An 18,199-nucleotide genomic window follows, 5' to 3' on the forward strand; every position below is an offset into this window, starting at 1 on the left:
CGCCCCCTTGTTATGACTGCTCTGCGCGCTTAAACACCAATTCAGTCGGTGTTGATTCCTGCTCGGCAAAGTAATACCCCGCCGTATCAAACTGAGTTAAGTCCGCGACACTAGAGATTCTGTTGTCAATAATATAGCGTGCCATCATGCCGCGTGCTTTCTTGGCGTAGAAGCTGATCACTTTATATTGCCCTTTCTTGCAATCTTTAAATACCGGGGTAATCACTTGCGCATCAAGCGCTTTCGGCTTGACCGCTTTAAAATACTCATTCGACGCTAAGTTAATCAGTACATTGTCACCTTGCTTGGCAATCGCCTGATTAAGCTTATCGGTGATCACATTGCCCCAAAACTGGTAGAGGTTACTGCCTTTGTCGTTGGCGAGTTTGGTTCCCATCTCTAGGCGGTATGGCTGCATAAGATCAAGTGGCCTAAGTAGCCCATAGAGACCAGATAGCATCCGCAGATGATCCTGAGCATAAGCGAAATCGTCTTCAGACAAAGACTCGGCGTCAAGGCCAGTATAAACGTCACCTTTAAACGCCAAGATAGCTTGACGTGCATTGTCTGGTGTAAATGTATCACTCCACTCCTGGAAACGACCAACATTGAGATCAGCAATCTTATCACTGACTTTCATCAAACTGGCAACGTCAGCAGGTGTTAATTGACGGCAAACTTCAATTAACTGTTTTGAATAGTCAAGCAACTCAGGTTGGGTATACTTCTGCGTTGCGAGTGGTGATTCATAATCTAAGGTTTTCGCTGGTGACACGACAACTAACATGACTTTACTCTATCTATTGTACGTTGAGCTATAGGTTACAAAAAAAGCCATGCAATGTCTGCATGGCTTTTTAAATCGTTTTGATAGGCAAATCTGATAACCTAAATAATTGGAGTTGTAGCTAGGCGGCAAGTCCATTCAGCCCTATGAGCATAGTGTCCCTATGTGATTAGGGTGAATTGACGCAGGCAACAACGCTACAACTTCAAGTATGACGGTTATATTAGTCTTTTTTGCTCTGATCCCAAATACCTTCTTCGAGCTGAGACTTCAACTCTGGGAAGTCATTCGAATCAAAGGTTGGCAATTTACCTTCATTCAACTGACGGTTGTAATCTTTTGCCAGTTTAATCACGATACCTGATAGCAGCAAAATCGCGACCAAGTTGACAATCGCCATCAGGCCCATGGAAACATCGGCCAAGGCCCAAACAACTGGCAGTGATGCCATGGCACCAAACATTACCATGCCTAGTACAATGATACGGAAGATACCCAGGCCTGCTTTATGGTTGTGCTCTAAGAAGATCAGGTTGGTTTCTGCGTACGAATAGTTGGCAATAATCGATGTGAAGGCGAAGAAGAAAATCGCCACGGCAACGAAGATGCCGCCCCAATCACCGACTTGCGAACTTAACGCCGCTTGAGTCAATTCGATACCAGTGATTTCACCGTGCGGTACATACTCACCCGACATCAAGATAATGGCCACCGTTGAAGAACAGATAACCATAGTGTCCATGAAGACACCGAGCATCTGTACGTAACCTTGAGAAGCAGGGTGTGGCGGGTAAGGCGTTGCTGATGCCGCCGCATTCGGTGCAGAACCCATACCCGCTTCATTCGAAAATAGACCACGTTTGATACCATTGATCATCGCTTGAGCAATCGCGTAGCCCAGACCACCAGCTGCGGCTTCTTGCAAGCCAAAGGCACTCTTAAAGATAAGCGTTAATACTGCAGGTAACTTCTCAAAGTTAGTGACCATGATAAACATCGCCAGCAGCAGATAGGCAAGCGCCATAATAGGTACGATTAGCTCTGCAACTCGCGCAATGCGTTTAATGCCACCAAAAATAACCACAGAAGAAAGTAGAACAACGACAACACCTACATAGGTATTATCCCAGCCAAATGCATTGTGCATCGCGTTGGCAATCGAGTTCGCTTGTACTGCATTGAACACTAGACCAAAGGCAATAATAAGGAATACTGAGAACAGTACGCCCATCCAGCGCATACCTAGGCCTTTTTCCATGTAGTAAGCAGGGCCACCACGGTAGTTGCCATCGTCATCTTTGGTTTTATAGAGTTGTGCTAATGTGCTCTCGGCAAACGATGTTGCCATACCGAGCATTGCAATTAGCCACATCCAGAAAATAGCGCCTGGTCCACCAGCGGTGAGCGCTACAGCAACACCAGCCATGTTACCAGTACCAACACGAGCAGCTAGACTAGTACAAAGTGCTTGGAAAGATGAGATACCAGCTTTGTCTGCTTTACGACTGTTCTTCAATACTGAAAACATATGGCCGAAGTGACGGAATTGGATAAAACCTAGACGGACCGTGAAGTAAACTCCAACACCGACGAGTAGATAAACAAGAATCGACCCCCAAAGTAGGTCATTCATTAAGTTAATTAAATCTGTCATAACATCCTCATAGTGAGTTATCGCTGACCTTTGCTTCCTAGCCATCCATCTAACTGCCCAACAAGTGTCAATCGTTCATATCATGTTGGTGTAATGGTGTATGCAGTTTAGATCTGTAAAACTCGCCTCATGCTTCCATTTTACGTATCAACGTTTTTCGACGGGCGGATAATGCAGCGAAGAGCGAGAAAAATCAATATGCACACAGACTCATTCAATTGTTATATTTCACTATATAATCACCACCAATTAACACACGACAACACAAGCAACTAACAACAAATAAATGAGCCGATAATAATTTCACAACATTTCACAATAAACGAAACATAACACCCTAGTCTCTTACATTCGATCACGAAACCTTAGCCACCAAGGGCTAACGTCGTACGGTAAAAGGGATGTACTCTGTATTAGCACATAAACGATTATCACAATAAACACTCAGTTGCACACTAGCCCAGTTACTCACCCAACGAGTGCCCCATTAACAATTCGACACAGCCAATTTAATCGTTTACTTAAGGCTAAATGAACAGAAATCCACCAGAATTCTGTCAGTTTTTTGTGAATCCCTCGCACAGTCTCAGTAAAAACTTCATTGAAACGTAACAAATGAGAAATCAATCAAGGTTAACTTTCTTGTTTATATGGTATTTAAAAAATTCCTCATTAAGAGGGATAGACATAGAAAAGAGGTCGCTTATGGAAGGCTTAAACTTTGATGAAATTTTTGAACTGGATTTTCCTAAAGGAAGAGGAAGTCGCTCAAAACCGATGAAGCGAAAGTGGCGTGAAATAGAGGCAATCAAAGACCGCCAGCGTCTGCAAAAAGAACTGATGGACATGGATATTGGTTACAACGATTTAAACAAGGTCGAGTTTTAGAAGAAAGAGGCGTTTTCGCCTCTTTTTTATCGAACAATAACGCATCGCTAAGTGCACTCACGCTCGGTTTGATGGACACGTTCTGCCAGCTGTTGATACTGCTCGGCAATGGTAGAACCGAACACGGGATCATCCTCGCACACACTCCAACGCTCCTCGACTGCTTGCCAATCCTTAACGGTAAACTTATCAATTAAATACGGGAAGATGTGCTTTTCTTCGGTTTCTAGGTGCTTTTTCTGCGCGTCTAAAAATGACTCTAGCTGTTCAATAAACATATCCTGAGGGATGACCGCGTCTTGCAGCACCATATCAACCACATCCAAAAACGCATGGCTTTTCTCAGACAAGCTCGTATGTTCAAGCTCGAGGTTATCAATCTCATGATGATGACCATAGTGCTCTATATAATAGCGGTACAGGATATCTTCTTTAGGATGATGAACTTTTTCTGCGTGATTGGTGAGATAGTCAACTAACTCACGCAGAATACCATAATTAACTTGGCGCTCACTTTTGAGCATATTGAGCTTATGTCTCAGTAGGGCTAGTAGGCGGACCATATAGCCATGTTCGCGTCGGATCCTTTCTATCATCATAGCGCTTCTCCTTACACTTCATTTTTGTAAGTGTATAAGAGAACAACCACTACCGCTTTGACACTGTTCGAAAAACGCACAAGTTAATACAAATAAAACCTTTATAGCGTTAACGGCAGGCGCCACTCAATCGGCGGTTTACCTTGCTGAATCAAAATTTGATTGGTTTGAGAGAAGTGACGACATCCAAAAAAACCGCGATGTGCAGACAGTGGTGATGGATGAGGCCCCGCAAGAACATGATGTCGGGAGCGATCGATAAAGCGCCCCTTTTTCTGCGCGTGTGCTCCCCATAATAAAAACACCACCCCCGACTGATGGTGATTAATTGCTTCAATCACTTTATCTGTAAAAGTCTCCCACCCCGACTTAGCGTGAGAATGAGCTTTACCCTGCTCAACCGTCAATACGGTATTGAGCAATAACACACCTTGCTCTGCCCAGCTTTGTAAGTAACCATGCTGAGGAATGTCAAAGCCAGCAATATCTTGTGCAAGCTCTTTATACATATTGAGTAATGATGGCGGTGTTTTTACACCGGGTAACACCGAAAAACACAAACCATGCGCTTGGTTCGGTCCGTGATACGGATCTTGACCGATGATAACTACTTTAACGTCATGAAACTCAGTGGCCTTAAACGCGTTAAACACATCCTGACTTGGTGGGTATATAACCTTGCCTGCAGCGCGCTCTGCTTCAACAAACGCGAGCGTGTTCTGGAAGTAGTCCTGCTGTTTTTCAGCACCAATAACGTCGTGCCAGCATAGTGATGAAGTCATGCTCTATTCCTTCTACTGTTCATACGCTGTGATTGTCGCAGAATAAATAGAAGGAACAAAGAGGTTAGTGTTTTTGTGGCGTGCGGTAGTGCCCCTGCCCTGTAACATGACGGTTTGGTGTTGGTAAACGCGTAGGGCGTGCAGTGAAGTATGAGTGTGAAAAAGGCATAATGGCATCCTCAATGTTGTGCGATTCAATCACTACCATGAAAAAATGATGCCACTTTTGCGCTTCACGGCTATTACGCCAGCGTCTGAAGGTGAAACTGGCGCAGCTTGTTGATCTCTTGTGGCCAAATTTCAGGGTCAATTGTTTCTAAAATCAGAGGGATAGAATCAAAACGACGATCTTTAGCAATATATTCAAAACAGTCCCAACCAATCTCACCTTGACCGAGCGAGTGATGCCTATCGACTTTGCCCCCCAAGGCTATTTTTGAATCATTAATGTGCATCGCTCTTAAATAGCGCATGCCTACCACACGCTCAAATTCGGCAAAAGTAGCCTCACAAGCCGTCGCGCTGCTTAAGTCATACCCTGCGGCAAAAGTGTGGCAAGTATCGATGCAGACCCCAACTCTAGACTTGTCTTCGACCTGGTCAATGATCTCAGCGAGGTGTTCAAAGCGCCAGCCTAAGTTGGTTCCCTGTCCTGCCGTGTTCTCTATTACAGCAATCACTTCAGGAACCGCTTGATGAGCAAGGTTAATCGACTCTGCGATCTTTGCTAAACACTCATTTTCGGAAATCTTGTTTAAATGACTCCCAGGATGAAAATTCAATAGCGTCAGGCCAAGTTGCTGGCAACGCTGCATCTCATCAATGAATGCCTGTCGCGATTTCTCGAGCTTTTCTTGTTCAGGCGCCCCTAAATTGATCAAGTATGAATCATGCGGCAAGATCTGCTCGCGACTGAAGCCGTGCTTAGCACAGTTCTGTTTGAAAGCTAGAATCACTGCCGCTTCGAGTGGTTTAGCCACCCATTGACGCTGGTTCTTAGTAAATAGCGCGAAAGCATTCGCGCCAATCTCTTTTGCTCGCAGCGGTGCTTGATCAACGCCACCAGCCGCAGAAACATGAGCGCCGATAAATTTATTTCCTGTGCAATTTTCCATCATGTCATTTAATCACTTTTGACTTTCAGTTCACTGACCTAATTACAACGAATTATCCAATTCATTTCAAATTCACTGTTAGATTTGTAGTAAATTTACTACAAATGATCGATTAAACTATTTTTTATAATATGAAATAATTTCTAAAGACGTTATTTTTTAATGTTTTATTGATTTCAAACAACAAAATAACCTTTAACTTTTTAATGTTTTTGGTTGTTTTTTGACTTAAATCAATACTATCATAGAGGATATTCGTTATATATTACGTAGCTCAACAAGATTCGAAAATTAACACCAAATAACCATAAATGTGGACTAGGAGATAGTGATGATCCAAGGTATTCAAATTACTAAAGCAGCAAACGACGATCTACTTAACTCTATCTGGCTACTTGATAGCGAGAAAAACGAAGCGCGTTGCGTTGCAGCCAACTCTGGCTTTGAAGCTGACCAAGTGATCGCAGTGAGCGATCTTGGTGAATACGAAAGTCGCGAGGTTGCCATCGAAATGGCACCACGCATCGAAGGTGGTCAACACCTCAACGTAAACGTGCTTAAACGTGAAACACTGGAAGACGCTGTTGCTCACCCAGAGAAATACCCACAGCTAACCATCCGCGTGTCAGGTTACGCAGTGCGTTTTAACTCACTGACGACAGAGCAACAACGTGACGTTATCGCTCGTACTTTTACTGAGTCTCTATAAGTATCAGCATCAAGATTGAAGACGGCGCTCCTTGAGCGCCGTTTTTTTATCCGCTAAAGTAACCGAGTCAATTACCTCATGAGCAATAAAGATGCTATTGGAAGGCATAGAAACCTTATTAGTGTTAAGTAAAGCGAAAACGATGAGTCGCACGGGGAGTTTACTCTATATTAGCCAATCGGCAGTCAGTAAGCGCATCGCTAATCTTGAAAAGAGATTAGGCAAAAAACTGATCCTTCCAGATGGGCGCAATGTCCAACTGACTCAGGATGGGATAAACCTGATTGAAAGTATAGGTCCAACATTCAATGAGTTACGCGGACTTATCTATGAGCAACAATCGATAGTCGATAATAGCATTCTAAGCCTTGACTGCTCGGAAACATTGGTCGCAGGTTATCTATCCGAGATTTTTGGCCAACACGTTCAGCGCGATCCTCATATCACGATTACCACCAACCATACTCCGAGGATCATTGAACATGTTCAGTCAGGCAAGGCACATTTAGGTGTTTGTGCCGGTCACCTACCAGCTCATCATGGCCTGATCACGTATCACCTGCTAGACGAGCCATTTTATGTCGTTTGGGCGAGTCGCTTGGATTGCTTACCGCAAGCGATCATTACCAATGATCTCAATAATTCCGCCAACACCTATCAACTGGCGATCTTAGACAAATTAAACATGTATCCTGTAATGCAGATGGACTCTTACTCCGCCGCCGCCCAGCTTGCCCTCTCGGGTATTGCGCCCGCTTTAGTGCCATTATCTGTGGTTAAAACATTAAAAATCGACGCGGCTCATTGCCATCACTTTGAACAGATTAAACCGCTTTATCGACCTATTCATATCTGTGTTCGCTCAGCATCACTGCGTAACCCTAGGATTAAAGCAGTGATAGAAGTAATGGCTGATGCTGTTCCCAAAGTAGCTTCAGTGCCATTAACATCGACATTGTAATCACCACAGGGCGCACCCACTTTTGCCCTCTACTGATCACCACTTTGGCTCCTAACCTTGCACCGATAAAGCCGCCAATCGCCATCACCAACCCAAGCTCCCAAATTGGCAGCCCCGCCAGAATAAAAAACAACAGCGCAGCGATGTTAGAGGTGAAATTGAGAACCTTGGTCCGTGCAGTGGCATCGACTAATGAAAAGTTCCCCAAAGCAACAAAGCAGACGGTAAAAATAGAGCCTGTTCCCGGTCCAAAAAAACCGTCGTAAAAACCTACCCCTCCACCGACAGAGAAGGCGAACACGGCTTGTGACAATGTTGCCTCACCCGAGAGACTTTGAGCTTTAGGCATTAATAAAAAGTACGCCGAGATGGCGATCAAGAGTAGTGGTATTAAGCTCGTTAGTAGGGTGGCGTCAATATACTGGACCGTTTCAGCGCCAACGGCCGCTCCGATAAAAGTACAAATGATCGCTAAACGCAGCGACTTTAGATCCACAATCCCGCGCCGAACAAAATACCAACTGGCCGAAAAGCTACCAAATGAGCTTTGCAACTTATTGGTGGCCAGCGCTTGTGTCGGAGGGACACCAGCTGCAAGCAGCGCGGGAAGCGTCAATAACCCTCCGCCGCCTGCCATCGCATCTATAAATCCCGCGACCGACGCCACAAAAAAGAGCAGAGTGAGAATATCTAGTGAAAGTTCCATTTATTTTCATAAGCTTAACTGTAAGTAAGCTTAAATTATCACTCCTAGAACACTATCCGTTAGCGAAAGGTTCGATTGAGACCAATTCCTTTAATTCATCAATACTCTACCGTTTATCAAACAAAAAAAGCCCGCTCGATGAGCGGGCAATGAGGTTGTCATATAGGCTCATCTATGGAGCCTACTGATTATTATGCTTCGTTTTTAGCAACTCTTGCGTGTAGCTCTTGAACTGAAGTAACTGACGTCTTCGCATCTGCAGTGTGCGCCATACAGGTCGCGAATGCCGCATTTAGCGTAGTGGTATAGTTCACTTTTTCAGCCAATGCACCACGACGTAAGATTTTCGAATCTTCGATTGCCTGACGACCGGCTGCGGTATTGACAATATAGGTGTACTCATTGTTCTTGATACGGTCAAGAATATGAGGACGACCTTCGTGTACCTTGTTGACCAAGCGTGGATTAATACCCGCTTCGCCAAGGATAACCGCAGTGCCGTGCGTTGCGTCTAGCTGGTAACCAAGCTTAGATAGCTTAGATGCTAGGTCAACCACACGCTCTTTGTCACCTTCACGAACTGAAAGCAGTGCACGACCACCTTCTGGGTAGATGTTGCCACAACCCAATTCCGCTTTAGAGTATGCTTCAGCGAACGTCGCACCAACACCCATCACTTCACCAGTAGAGCGCATTTCTGGTCCTAACAGTGGGTCTACGCCAGGGAATTTGTTGAATGGAAGTACAACTTCTTTCACTGAGTAGTATGGTGGGATGATCTCTTTAGTAAAGCCTTGAGACTCTAGCGATTGTCCAGCCATGACACGCGCCGCAATCTTAGCGATGGGTGCGCCAGTTGCTTTCGATACGAATGGAACCGTACGTGCAGCGCGAGGGTTAACCTCGATGAGGTACACTTCGTTGTCCTTCACTGCAAACTGGGTATTCATCAAGCCACGAACACCCAACTCGAACGCTAGCTTTTCAACTTGCTCGCGCATGACGTCTTGGATTTCTTGGCTTAGTGTGTAGGCAGGAAGAGAACATGCTGAGTCACCAGAGTGAACACCCGCTTGTTCGATATGCTCCATGATACCGCCGATCACCACGCGCTCGCCGTCACAAATCGCATCTACGTCGACTTCAACAGCGTCATCTAGAAAACTATCAAGTAGTACTGGTGATTCGTTAGATACGCTTACCGCTTCGTTAAAGTAACGACGCAGGTCTTGCTCGTCGTAGACAATTTCCATCGCACGACCACCAAGGACGTAAGAAGGGCGAACAACTAGAGGGAAGCCGATTTCGCGAGATTTCTCAACCGCTTGCTCCATTGTTGTTACAGTCGCGTTTTGTGGCTGTAGAAGACCAAGACGGTCAACAGCAACTTGGAAACGTTCACGGTCTTCTGCGCGGTCAATGGCGTCTGGGCTAGTACCGATAATTGGTACACCAGCAGCTTCAAGAGCACGAGCCAGTTTCAGTGGTGTTTGACCACCGTACTGAACGATAACGCCTTTTGGCTTCTCAACACGAGCGATTGCTAGTACGTCTTCCAGAGTTACTGGTTCAAAGTACAGACGGTCAGAAGTGTCGTAATCGGTTGAAACTGTCTCAGGGTTACAGTTAACCATGATAGTCTCAAAGCCATCTTCACGAAGCGCGAGTGATGCGTGGACACAACAGTAGTCAAACTCAATGCCTTGGCCGATACGGTTTGGACCGCCGCCCAAGATCATGATCTTGTCTTTGTCTGTTGGATTCGCTTCACACTCTTCATCGTAAGATGAGTACATGTAAGCAGTATCTGAAGAGAACTCAGCCGCACACGTATCAACACGCTTGTAGACCGGGTGAATATCGTATTGGTCACGTAGACGACGGATTTCACTTTCCGCGACACCTAGAATCTTAGATAGGCGCGCATCAGCAAAACCTTTGCGTTTAAGCTGATTCAGTGAGTCTTTGTTAAGACCTGCAAAACCGTTCGCTTTGACTTGTTGCTCTAGCTTAACGATGTCTTCAATTTGAACCAGGAACCAACGATCGATTTGGGTTAGATTGAAGACACCATCGACCGACATACCGGCACGGAATGCATCAGCAATGTACCAAATACGATCAGCGCCCGCTTCTTTCAATTCATGACGAATCGTTGTTAAAGCATCTGGCGCATCTAAGTCTACCATTTCGTCAAAACCGGTCGCGCCAACTTCTAGGCCACGCAGTGCTTTTTGTAGCGACTCTTGTTGGTTACGGCCAATCGCCATCACTTCGCCAACCGACTTCATTTGTGTCGTAAGACGATCGTTAGCTCCAGCAAATTTCTCGAAGTTAAAACGAGGAATCTTAGTCACTACGTAGTCGATTGTTGGTTCGAATGATGCTGGCGTTGCGCCGCCAGTGATGTCATTCATTAGCTCATCTAGCGTGAAGCCAACAGCCAGTTTCGCGGCAATCTTAGCGATTGGGAAACCCGTTGCTTTAGAAGCAAGTGCCGAAGAACGAGATACACGTGGGTTCATCTCGATGATAACCATACGGCCATCTTTCGGGTTGATACCAAACTGGACGTTTGAACCACCCGTTTCAACACCAATCTCACGCAGTACTGCCAATGATGCATTACGCATTAGTTGGTATTCTTTGTCTGTCAGCGTTTGTGCTGGAGCCACCGTAATTGAGTCACCGGTGTGAATACCCATTGGGTCAAAGTTTTCAATCGCACATACGATGATGCAGTTGTCGTTTTTGTCACGAACCACTTCCATCTCGTACTCTTTCCAACCGATAAGTGATTCATCGATAAGAAGTTCGTTGGTTGGTGATAAATCCAAACCACGACGACAGATTTCTTCAAATTCTTCTTTATTGTACGCGATACCGCCACCCGTACCACCCATGGTGAACGATGGGCGAATGATACAAGGGAAGCCAACCATGTCTAAAACTTTGTACGCTTCTTCCATGGTTTTCGCAGTATCAGCGGTTGGACATTCAAGACCAATCGATTTCATTGCTTTATCGAAGCGTGAACGGTCTTCTGCTTTATCGATCGCGTCAGCCGTTGCACCAATCATCTCAACACCGAACTCGGCAAGAACTCCATGCTTCTCTAAATCAAGAGCACAGTTCAACGCAGTTTGACCACCCATGGTCGGTAGAACCGCATCAGGACGCTCTTTTTCGATGATTTTACGCACCACTTCCCACTGGATTGGCTCGATGTAAGTCGCATCGGCCATGTCAGGGTCAGTCATAATAGTGGCTGGGTTAGAGTTCACCAGAATAACTCGGTAGCCTTCCTCACGAAGCGCTTTACATGCTTGGGCGCCAGAGTAGTCAAACTCACATGCCTGACCGATAACAATCGGACCAGCACCAAGAATTAGAATACTTTGAATGTCAGTACGTTTTGGCATTATCTACTACTCCGAATTAAGCGCTGTGTTGTTTAATTAGTTCGATAAAGTGGTCAAATAGCGGGGCTGCGTCGTGTGGACCTGGGCTCGCTTCAGGGTGACCTTGGAAACTAAATGCTGGTTTGTCAGTACGGTGAATACCTTGTAAAGAGCCATCAAATAGTGAAACGTGTGTGGCGCGAAGGTTTTCAGGTAACGTCGCTTCATCCGCAGCAAAACCATGGTTTTGCGAAGTAATCATGACAACATTACGATCTAAATCTTTGACCGGATGGTTCGCACCATGGTGACCAAACTTCATTTTCACCGTTTGTGCACCTGACGCTAACGCGAGAATTTGGTGACCAAGGCAGATACCAAAAATTGGCAGCTCTTTCTCAAGGAAAGTTTTAGTCGCCTCAATCGCGTAAGTACATGGTTCTGGGTCACCAGGGCCATTTGATAAGAATATGCCATCTGGGTTAAGAGCCAGCACATCTTCAGCCGAAGTTTCAGCAGGAACAACCGTTAAACGGCAACCGCGATCAACGAGCATGCGTAGAATGTTGCGCTTTGCGCCAAAGTCATAAGCAACGACGTGATAAGGCAGTTCGCTATCATCTTGCGCTTGTGGCAGACCACCCTTCAGGGTCCACGAACCTTGCTTCCATGGATACGCTTCTTTGGTCGTGACTTCTTTCGCCAGATCCATGCCTTTCAATCCAGGGAACTCTTTCGCTTTTGCTAATGCTAAGGCTTCATCAAGATTATTGCCCGCCAAGATACAACCATTTTGCGCACCCTTTTCACGCAGAATACGAGTTAGCTTACGCGTATCGATGTCTGCAATGCCGACAATATTTTGCGACTTTAGGTAATCAGAAAGAGATTGTTCATTTCGGAAGTTAGAAGCGATAAGTGGGAGATCGCGGATCACAAGGCCTTGTGCATGGATGGAAGAGGATTCTTCGTCTTCGGTATTAGTACCGGTATTGCCAATGTGGGGATAAGTAAGGGTGACGATCTGTTGGGAATAGGAAGGATCAGTGAGGATTTCTTGGTACCCCGTCATCGAGGTATTAAAAACTACTTCACCAACGGATGACCCATCTGCTCCAATGGAAACACCGTGGAACACTGTCCCATCTTCTAGGACTAACAGTGCTGATTTACTCAAGACAACCTCCAGAATAAAAATGCAAAAATAATAAATTTAACTGCAAATTTGCCTTCCTTAACGCAATAAACACGCGAAAATAGGTATTTGAGACAAATTGGCGGTATTCTAATGATGCCTTTGACTTGTGTCAACAGAGAGTCGAAAATAAATTTATCATTTAACACACTTAAGAGCAAAAAGGCATCAAAAGCGTTAAAAACACAAGTTTAACTCGACCTACTGGCCATCAAGATGATTTTTAGTAAAAACCGACCCTCTACAGCAAACTCTAGATCACACTTTTTGTCAACTCATTTGCGCAATCGTTGCACACCAAGATAAAAGTTGCTTTTTTGCAGCACTTAATGGAAAACCACACCTTAACACCCAAAATAAACAACAAAAACCCAGCATACAAAAGCACTCATTAATAGTACGACACCCTCTATAATAGGCAGAATACAAAAAACGCCGGGCAAGCCCAGCGCATAAATATCTAATTCGACATTTCATTTAGTCGTGAAGAAATCTCACTAAACTCAACCGCTATAGAGCGTTTAGGCCCAAAACGTCAGTCATGGTATAAAAACCAGCCGGTTTACCGTTAAGCCACACGGCTGCTTTGACCGCGCCATTGGCAAATGTCATGCGATCTGTCGCTTTGTGGGTAATTTCAACCCGTTCTCCGATATCTGCAAACATGGCAGTGTGCTCACCAATAATGTCACCAGCACGAATGGTGGCAAAACCTATCTCATCTTTGCTACGTTCACCCGTAATGCCTTCACGCGAATAAACCGCCACATCATTCAGTTTATTGCCCATTGCGCCAGCAATCGCCTCACCCATTCCAATCGCTGTGCCTGATGGCGCATCAACTTTAAACCTGTGGTGCGCTTCGACTATCTCGACATCACAATAGTCTCCCATCACTTGCGCCGCTTTTTCGAGTAACTTAAACACCAAGTTAACGCCAACCGAATAGTTTGGCGCCATCACAACAGGGATTTGTTGCGCCACAGCATCGATGTGCTGACGTTCTTGATCAGAAAACCCAGTGGTGCCGATTACAATGGCTTTACCGTGCTGACGACACAGCTCTAGATTCGCAAGGGTACTCACAGGTGCCGTGAAATCAATAATCACATCAAACTGTTCAATCTCTTTGGTAAGATCATCGGTGACAACGACATCAAACTTTCCTTCACCGCATAGTTCACCTAAGTCGACGCCCACTAAAGAAGATTCTGGACGCTCAGAGCCAGCGGCCACGGTAGCATTTTCGTTATTGTATGATGCTTTTACTAAGTTGCGACCCATACGACCTGCCGCACCTGCAATTGCAATTCTTACCATTGCATTGTTCTCCGTTGTTTTGATCCCTGCTATTTCGCAGCCATTCCAATTTGTATCACTAAACTATCAACATTCACGTGACGTGACCAGACGTTAAGCAAACTCTTTTATCACTCGCTCGAGGATCGGTACGTTGGCTTCTGGGAATGCATAGTCCTTCAGCGCTTTAACCTCAACCCATAGACCTTGTTGTCCCTCTTTGCCATAAGGCTGGTGGTCAAATTGTGACACCAAGATAAAATCGAATTTTAGCGACTTATCTGAGTAATCAAATTCAAGGTGCTCAAAATGACTTTGCTCAGTCACCACAATTCCGATCTCTTCTTCTAACTCGCGTCGCATCGCTTGTTCAATCGTTTCTCCCGCTTCAACTTTACCACCAGGAAACTCCCAAAAGCCCCCTTTGTGCTTATCATCAGGTCGTTTAGTAATAAAGATCTCGGATTTGTCTTGATTAAAAATAATACCCGCGACGATATGAACTCTTTTCATCGATTTTTCCTTAAAAAAAGAGCCGCCTAAGCGACTCTTGATATTTAATGACACAGATCTAATTAGTTAATTTGACCGTGACACTGCTTGTATTTTTTGCCGCTACCACACGGGCAAGGCTCATTACGACCAACTTTACGATCTTCACGAACCATAGGTTGGTGAGCGCCTTGAGACTCTTCGTCATCAGCCAATTGGTTTTCAGCCGAAGCGTGCTGCGCTTGTGCGCGGCGCGCTGCTTCTTCAGCTTGAGCTCGACGTTGAGCTTCCATGCGCTCAACTTCTTCTTGCTGCTGGACACGAACTTTCGACAAGATAGTAATCACATCCGTTTTCAGTGCTTCTAACAAGCCTTCAAACAGTTCAAACGACTCTCGCTTGTACTCTTGTTTCGGGTTCTTCTGAGCATAACCACGTAGGTGAATACCTTGACGAAGATGATCCATGGCGGCCAAATGCTCTTTCCACAATGAGTCGAGCGTTTGCAGCATCACCGATTTTTCGAAGTTACGCAGTACTTGAGCACCCACTACTTCTTCTTTCTGTTTGTAGACTTCAACAGACGTCGCTAGGATTTTCTCACGCAGTGCTTCTTCGTACAGCTTGTCATCTTCTTCAAGCCATTGCTTGATCGGTGCATCGATATCGAAGTCGTTCTTCAAACGCTCTTGTAGCCCTTCGACATCCCACATATCTTCTAAAGATTGCGGCGCAATGTACTCATCAATCACAGCAGTAAGCACGTCTTGACGGTTGTGTTCGATCATCTCACTGATATCATCAGCACTCATCAACTCGTCACGCAATTCATAAACCACTTTACGCTGGTCGTTGGCAACGTCATCGTACTCTAGAAGCTGTTTACGAATATCAAAGTTACGGCCTTCAACTTTACGTTGCGCTTTCTCAATCGAACGAGAGAGCATTTTCGATTCAATCGCCTCACCCTCGTCCATACCACTTTGGATCAAGCTCGCCATACGATCCGAAGTAAAGATACGCAGCAGTGAGTCTTCCATCGATAGGTAAAAACGAGAAGAACCCGCATCACCTTGTCGGCCAGAACGACCACGTAACTGGTTATCGATACGACGAGATTCGTGACGCTCAGTACCGATAATATGCAGACCACCGGCCTCGAGCACTTGGTCATGAACAACTTTCCATTGCGCTTTAATTTCGTCGATCTGTTCTTGAGTCGGATTGTCGAGCATGTCGACTTTCGCTTGCCAGCTACCACCAAGCACAATATCCGTACCACGACCCGCCATGTTGGTTGCGATCGTGACCGCGCCAGGCATGCCCGCTTCAGCAACAATTTCTGCTTCGCGTTCGTGGAACTTCGCGTTTAGGACATTGTGTTTAATCTTAGCTTGCTTAAGTGCATTGGAAAGTAGCTCTGATTTTTCAATCGACACGGTACCAACTAAGGTTGGTTGACCTTTCTCAACACGCTGTTTGATATCTTCAATGATCGCCGCAAACTTTTCTGCTTCGGTGCGGTAAACGACATCCGGCATATCGTCACGGATCATCGGCTTGTTGGTCGGAATAACCACGGTTTCCAGACCATAAATCGACTGGAACTCGAAGGCTTCTGTATCAGCGGTACCTGTCATACCAGAAAGTTTTTCATACAGACGGAAGTAGTTCTGGAAAGTGATCGAAGCTAAGGTTTGGTTTTCGTTTTGGATCTTAACGCCTTCTTTTGCTTCCACCGCTTGATGCAAGCCTTCAGACCAGCGACGACCCGGCATGGTACGACCGGTATGTTCGTCAACGATAACCACTTCGCCCTCTTCGTTGATGATGTAATCAACGTTCTTCTCAAACAACACGTGTGCACGCAGCGCGGCATTAACGTGGTGAAGTAGGCTAATGTTGGTTGGTGAATAAAGGGTATCTCCCTCTTCCATCAAGCCATTTTTGACCATCAAATATTCAACAAACTCTTGACCCGTTTCGGTCAAGTGAACTTGCTTAGATTTCTCATCAACGGTGTAGTGACCGTCGCCGCGGTACTCTTCTGAATCTTCTTTATCTTGCTGCTGCAGGAGAGGAATCAAAGTGTTAATACGGGCGTAAAGCTCAGAGCTGTCTTCTGCAGGTCCTGAAATAATCAGTGGTGTACGCGCTTCATCGATTAAGATTGAGTCGACCTCATCCACTACGGCAAAGAAACGCTCACGCTGGACGCGGTCTTCCGTGCGGAAAGCCATGTTGTCACGTAGGTAGTCAAAACCAAATTCGTTGTTGGTACCGTAAAGAATGTCCGCCTGATAAGCTTGTTTCTTTTCTTGCGGCGGCATATTTGGCACATTAATGCCGACCGTCATACCTAAGAATTCAAATAGTACTCGGTTAGTTTCCGCATCACGCTTCGCTAGGTAGTCGTTGACAGTCACGACGTGAACCGCGCCTTTAAGCGCGTTTAAGTAAGCAGGTAACGTTGCCGTTAGGGTCTTACCTTCACCAGTACGCATCTCTGCGATTTGGCCAGCATTCAGAACCATACCACCAATAAGCTGCACATCGAAATGACGCATACCATACACACGCTTCGACGCTTCACGTACCGTTGCAAATGCTTCAGGTAATAGCTTATCTAAGGTGTCGCCTTGCTCTAAGCGTTGGCGGAATTCAATGGTCTTAGCTTTTAGCTCTTCATCTGAAAGGGCTTCAAACGTAGGCTCGTAATTATTAATCTCTTTGACAATTTTTTTCAAGCGGCGCAGTGTTCGGTCATTGCGACTGCCAATTACCTTTGTCAGTAGCTTAGTTATCATTTGCTATGAATCTCTCTTTAATTCAGATCGGGCCCGATCTACTTTTAATGCCTTCAGTCTCTAACAGTTTTGAACTAAGAATACTGAGATAAATCACTTTACTCAGATATTGAGATGAGAACGTTAAATTTCAAGGCTTATATCATTATAGTGGTGGGTAGTTTATGAAATTTTCATCCTAACAACCAATAACATGATGATTTGTTTGAAGCATTCTTTATTTTTTGACGTTATATAATAAAGTTTATTCATCCTTTGCTCTATCTTCGCTGCACACCATTGACTAAAATGGGGTGGTTGAATTTAATTGAGGTGCGTAATGAGAGATCACCGTCCTACACTCGGCGATGAAATTATCGCCGATTCAAGATTTGCGCAGTTACAACAACATGCTCAAGAGATCTTAACGATCAATAAAGCACTGCGGGCTATCCTACCAAGAGGCACGGAAGATCATTGCCGCGCGGCAAATATTCGTGACAATCAATTGATCCTAGAAGTCGCTAGCGCTGGGATCAAAATGAAGATCGATTACGAACGGTTGAGTATTCTCAGCCAGTTAAGGTCGCAAGGTTTCGCGCGTCTGATTGCCGTCTCTGTGCAGATTAATCCTGAGCTGTATCGTACGAAAAAACGCAATAAGCCAGAGTCAAAGCCACGCGATCCGATCTCATCAACCGCAGCTCAATACCTAGAAATGGTAGCAAGCGGCGCCTCACCAAAGGTCAAAGCACGGTTAGAAAGCCTCGCTAAACTTGCCAAACGCGACTAATACAAATAAAAAAGCCAGACAAACGTCTGGCT

Annotated in this window: 15 protein-coding genes; 4 read left to right on the forward strand and 11 right to left on the reverse strand. The window is 45.3% G+C overall.

Annotated features, from left to right (window positions below; all coding sequences use genetic code 11):
• Positions 1-10 precede the first annotated feature (10 nt).
• Together yaaA and BS19_RS06375 are read right to left on the reverse strand one after the other, a co-directional pair.
• Entirely contained in the window at positions 11-787 is a 777-nt protein-coding gene (gene yaaA / locus BS19_RS06370; protein ID WP_038174097.1) for a peroxide stress protein YaaA, read from the reverse strand.
• Positions 788-1,010: 223 nt separating this feature from the next.
• Positions 1,011-2,441, reverse strand: coding sequence for an alanine/glycine:cation symporter family protein (locus BS19_RS06375; protein WP_038174098.1), 1,431 nt, complete (start codon positions 2,439-2,441; stop codon positions 1,011-1,013).
• A gap of 705 nt (positions 2,442-3,146) precedes the next feature.
• Here BS19_RS06375 and BS19_RS06380 point away from each other — a divergent pair.
• Complete coding sequence (locus BS19_RS06380) at positions 3,147-3,329, forward strand: DUF3545 family protein (protein WP_038174100.1); 183 nt, start codon at positions 3,147-3,149, stop codon at positions 3,327-3,329.
• 47 nt (positions 3,330-3,376) lie between these two features.
• On the opposite strand, the gene BS19_RS06385 is transcribed toward BS19_RS06380, so the two are convergent.
• The 3 genes from BS19_RS06385 to nfo form a co-directional block, all read right to left on the reverse strand.
• The gene (locus tag BS19_RS06385; RefSeq protein WP_038174101.1) at positions 3,377-3,928 is read right to left on the reverse strand and encodes a hemerythrin domain-containing protein; all 552 of its coding nucleotides are present in this window, start codon (positions 3,926-3,928) and stop codon (positions 3,377-3,379) included.
• A gap of 101 nt (positions 3,929-4,029) precedes the next feature.
• On the reverse strand, positions 4,030-4,710 hold the full coding sequence (ung, locus tag BS19_RS06390) for a uracil-DNA glycosylase (protein WP_038174103.1): 681 nt from the start codon (positions 4,708-4,710) through the stop codon (positions 4,030-4,032).
• A 242-nt stretch (positions 4,711-4,952) separates the two neighbouring features.
• Positions 4,953-5,828, reverse strand: coding sequence for a deoxyribonuclease IV (gene nfo, locus BS19_RS06395; RefSeq protein WP_038174104.1), 876 nt, complete (start codon positions 5,826-5,828; stop codon positions 4,953-4,955).
• A 328-nt stretch (positions 5,829-6,156) separates the two neighbouring features.
• Here nfo and grcA point away from each other — a divergent pair, with 328 nt between their 5' ends.
• Both grcA and BS19_RS06405 read left to right on the forward strand, forming a co-directional pair.
• Positions 6,157-6,534: an autonomous glycyl radical cofactor GrcA gene (grcA, locus tag BS19_RS06400; protein ID WP_038174105.1), complete on the forward strand. Its 378-nt coding sequence runs from the start codon at positions 6,157-6,159 to the stop codon at positions 6,532-6,534.
• 91 nt (positions 6,535-6,625) lie between these two features.
• Positions 6,626-7,495, forward strand: coding sequence for a LysR family transcriptional regulator (locus BS19_RS06405; RefSeq protein WP_038174106.1), 870 nt, complete (start codon positions 6,626-6,628; stop codon positions 7,493-7,495).
• Here the strand turns inward: BS19_RS06405 and BS19_RS06410 are convergent.
• From BS19_RS06410 to secA, 6 genes are all read right to left on the reverse strand, one after another.
• Positions 7,422-8,201 carry a TSUP family transporter gene (locus tag BS19_RS06410; protein ID WP_038174108.1) on the reverse strand — a complete coding sequence of 260 codons (780 nt, stop codon included), beginning with the start codon at positions 8,199-8,201 and terminating at the stop codon, positions 7,422-7,424. The genes BS19_RS06405 and BS19_RS06410 overlap by 74 nt on opposite strands.
• Before the next feature lie 191 nt (positions 8,202-8,392).
• Positions 8,393-11,623, reverse strand: coding sequence for a carbamoyl-phosphate synthase large subunit (gene carB / locus BS19_RS06415; protein WP_038174109.1), 3,231 nt, complete (start codon positions 11,621-11,623; stop codon positions 8,393-8,395).
• 16 nt (positions 11,624-11,639) lie between these two features.
• Positions 11,640-12,779 carry a glutamine-hydrolyzing carbamoyl-phosphate synthase small subunit gene (gene carA / locus BS19_RS06420; RefSeq protein WP_038174110.1) on the reverse strand — a complete coding sequence of 380 codons (1,140 nt, stop codon included), beginning with the start codon at positions 12,777-12,779 and terminating at the stop codon, positions 11,640-11,642.
• A 528-nt stretch (positions 12,780-13,307) separates the two neighbouring features.
• Complete coding sequence (dapB, locus tag BS19_RS06425; protein WP_038174111.1) at positions 13,308-14,117, reverse strand: 4-hydroxy-tetrahydrodipicolinate reductase; 810 nt, start codon at positions 14,115-14,117, stop codon at positions 13,308-13,310.
• 93 nt (positions 14,118-14,210) lie between these two features.
• Positions 14,211-14,609 (reverse strand): 8-oxo-dGTP diphosphatase MutT, encoded by a 399-nt coding sequence (gene mutT / locus BS19_RS06430; protein WP_038174112.1) that lies wholly within the window; start codon positions 14,607-14,609, stop codon positions 14,211-14,213.
• Positions 14,610-14,671: 62 nt separating this feature from the next.
• The gene (gene secA / locus BS19_RS06435; protein ID WP_038174113.1) at positions 14,672-17,395 is read right to left on the reverse strand and encodes a preprotein translocase subunit SecA; all 2,724 of its coding nucleotides are present in this window, start codon (positions 17,393-17,395) and stop codon (positions 14,672-14,674) included.
• A gap of 319 nt (positions 17,396-17,714) precedes the next feature.
• On the opposite strand from secA, the gene BS19_RS06440 reads away from it, so the two are divergent.
• Complete coding sequence (locus tag BS19_RS06440) at positions 17,715-18,167, forward strand: DUF721 domain-containing protein (RefSeq protein ID WP_038174114.1); 453 nt, start codon at positions 17,715-17,717, stop codon at positions 18,165-18,167.
• The last annotated feature ends 32 nt before the right edge of the window (positions 18,168-18,199 follow it).

This window comes from Vibrio pacinii DSM 19139 (genome assembly GCF_000711795.1).
Taxonomy (GTDB): Bacteria; Pseudomonadota; Gammaproteobacteria; order Enterobacterales; family Vibrionaceae; genus Vibrio; species Vibrio pacinii.

What these genes read in the sequence shown, in the direction of transcription:
- mutT (WP_038174112.1), bottom strand. Translation starts at nt 14,609, where the DNA reads ATGAAAAGAGTTCATATCGTCGCGGGTATTATTTTTAATCAAGACAAA.
- grcA (WP_038174105.1), top strand. Translation starts at nt 6,157, where the DNA reads ATGATCCAAGGTATTCAAATTACTAAAGCAGCAAACGACGATCTACTT.
- BS19_RS06405 (WP_038174106.1), top strand. Translation starts at nt 6,626, where the DNA reads ATGCTATTGGAAGGCATAGAAACCTTATTAGTGTTAAGTAAAGCGAAA.
- carB (WP_038174109.1), bottom strand. Translation starts at nt 11,623, where the DNA reads ATGCCAAAACGTACTGACATTCAAAGTATTCTAATTCTTGGTGCTGGT.
- BS19_RS06410 (WP_038174108.1), bottom strand. Translation starts at nt 8,201, where the DNA reads ATGGAACTTTCACTAGATATTCTCACTCTGCTCTTTTTTGTGGCGTCG.
- ung (WP_038174103.1), bottom strand. Translation starts at nt 4,710, where the DNA reads ATGACTTCATCACTATGCTGGCACGACGTTATTGGTGCTGAAAAACAG.
- nfo (WP_038174104.1), bottom strand. Translation starts at nt 5,828, where the DNA reads ATGATGGAAAATTGCACAGGAAATAAATTTATCGGCGCTCATGTTTCT.
- BS19_RS06440 (WP_038174114.1), top strand. Translation starts at nt 17,715, where the DNA reads ATGAGAGATCACCGTCCTACACTCGGCGATGAAATTATCGCCGATTCA.
- dapB (WP_038174111.1), bottom strand. Translation starts at nt 14,117, where the DNA reads ATGGTAAGAATTGCAATTGCAGGTGCGGCAGGTCGTATGGGTCGCAAC.
- secA (WP_038174113.1), bottom strand. Translation starts at nt 17,395, where the DNA reads ATGATAACTAAGCTACTGACAAAGGTAATTGGCAGTCGCAATGACCGA.
- yaaA (WP_038174097.1), bottom strand. Translation starts at nt 787, where the DNA reads ATGTTAGTTGTCGTGTCACCAGCGAAAACCTTAGATTATGAATCACCA.
- BS19_RS06385 (WP_038174101.1), bottom strand. Translation starts at nt 3,928, where the DNA reads ATGATGATAGAAAGGATCCGACGCGAACATGGCTATATGGTCCGCCTA.
- BS19_RS06375 (WP_038174098.1), bottom strand. Translation starts at nt 2,441, where the DNA reads ATGACAGATTTAATTAACTTAATGAATGACCTACTTTGGGGGTCGATT.
- BS19_RS06380 (WP_038174100.1), top strand. Translation starts at nt 3,147, where the DNA reads ATGGAAGGCTTAAACTTTGATGAAATTTTTGAACTGGATTTTCCTAAA.